The sequence below is a fragment of the Ruminococcus sp. CAG:379 genome, from assembly GCF_000434255.1.
GTDB classification, from domain to species: Bacteria; Bacillota; Clostridia; order Oscillospirales; family Ruminococcaceae; genus Ruminococcus_F; species Ruminococcus_F champanellensis.
In genome coordinates, this window is sequence record NZ_FR894825.1 from 1 (window position 1) to 1,725 (window position 1,725).

At 56.4% G+C, this 1,725-nt stretch carries 1 protein-coding gene; it reads left to right on the plus strand.

Annotated features, from left to right (window positions below; translation table 11 throughout):
- Positions 1-280: 280 nt before the first annotated feature.
- Entirely contained in the window at positions 281-1,615 is a 1,335-nt protein-coding gene (locus tag QVO51_RS01770) for a TrkH family potassium uptake protein (protein ID WP_022356984.1), read from the plus strand.
- Positions 1,616-1,725: the final 110 nt, after the last annotated feature.

A 1,725-nucleotide genomic window follows, 5' to 3' on the forward strand; every position in this document is an offset into this window, starting at 1 on the left:
GAGAGTACGGTTGTCGCTCGCACATCGGTAAACCTGTACTGTGTAGGCGTCGCATCCAGAGCATAAAAGAACGTACAAAAGCAATCGGCTGCAAACATGCATGTGCCGCAAAAAAATTTATGCAATTCAAACAAAAACCATAAAACCGCTACACATTTTTCATATTATCCGGGTATAATAAAAAGATAAGTGACTTCTGCCGGGCAGGATACCCAGCGTTTCATACAAAGGTGATAGCACACAAATTTTGTACGGCATTGCCGAAAAAAGGAGCATTTCCATGTTCGACCTACTGCACAAGAAAATCCAACTATCCTCCTTCCAGCTCATCATTCTGGGCTTCGCAGGAGTGATTCTGCTGGGCGCCTGCGTGCTGATGCTGCCCATTTCCTCCCAGCTTCGCCAGTTCACTCCCTTCAGCGAGGCGTTGTTTACCGCCACCTCCGCTGTATGCGTAACCGGACTGATCGTCCAGGGCACCGGCTGTTACTGGTCCGCCTTTGGCCAGGGGGTGATCCTGAGTTTGATTCAGATCGGCGGTCTTGGGGTGGTGACCATTGCGGTGTCCTTCTCTTTGCTGTCCGGCAGGCGGATCTCTCTGATGCAGCGGAGCACCATGCAGGAGGCGATCGCCGCCCCCAAGGTGGGAGGCATCGTCCGGCTTACCGGCTTCATCCTCCGGGGCACGTTTCTGATCGAGCTGCTGGGGGCGTTGGCGCTGCTGCCGGTGTTCTGCCGGGATCATGGGGCACGGGGCATCTGGATGGCGGTGTTCCACTCGGTGTCCGCCTTCTGCAATGCGGGCTTCGATATTCTGGGCACCGACCAGAACCCCTTCCCCTCTCTGACGGAATATGCGGCAAATCCGGCAGTGAATATCATTATCATGCTGCTGATCCTCATCGGGGGCATCGGGTTCCTCACCTGGGAGGACATTGTGGTGAACAAGTGGCGGCTGCGCCGGTACCGGATGCAGAGCAAGGTGATCCTGCTGATGACGGTGCTGCTGATGGCGATCCCGGCGGTGTTTTTCTACACGGATCTGACGGAGCTGCCCACGGGACAGCGGATCCTTGCCGCATGCTTTCAGGCTGTGACGCCCCGAACCGCCGGGTTCAACACGGTGGATCTGTTGTCCTTGGGGGGTGCGTCCAATGCGGTGACGATGGTGCTGATGCTCATCGGCGGTGCGCCCGGGTCTACCGCCGGGGGTATGAAGGTCACCACGGTGGCGGTGCTGTTCGCCAATGCATTTGCCACATTCAGGAAGCGAGAGGACGCACAAATGTTCGGCAGACGCATTGAACCGGGGGCGATCCGCAGTGCTGCAACCATTCTGATGCTGTACATGAGCCTGTTTTTCGGGGGCGCCGTGATTATCAGCCTTTGTGAGCAGCTGCCCCTGTCCCTGTGTCTGTACGAAACCGCATCCGCCGTGGGCACGGTGGGACTGACCCTGGGGATCACGCCGGGGCTGGGGTTGGTGTCCAAAATCGTGCTGATCCTGCTGATGTACATGGGCAGAGTGGGGAGTCTGACGCTGATTTATGCGGCGGTGTCCGGGAAGCATCTGAGTCCGGCGAAGCTGCCGCAGGAGAAGATTGCCGTAGGGTGAGGAGCAGGGCGCAAGCCCTGTTTTTCTTTTTGTGTGACTGTTGATTTTTATGCGGTTTATATTTGTGACCACTTGCTTGTGACTTGTTTTTGATGCTCTGCGTGCTGTTT

What these genes read in the sequence shown, in the direction of transcription:
- QVO51_RS01770 (WP_022356984.1), top strand. Translation starts at nt 281, where the DNA reads ATGTTCGACCTACTGCACAAGAAAATCCAACTATCCTCCTTCCAGCTC.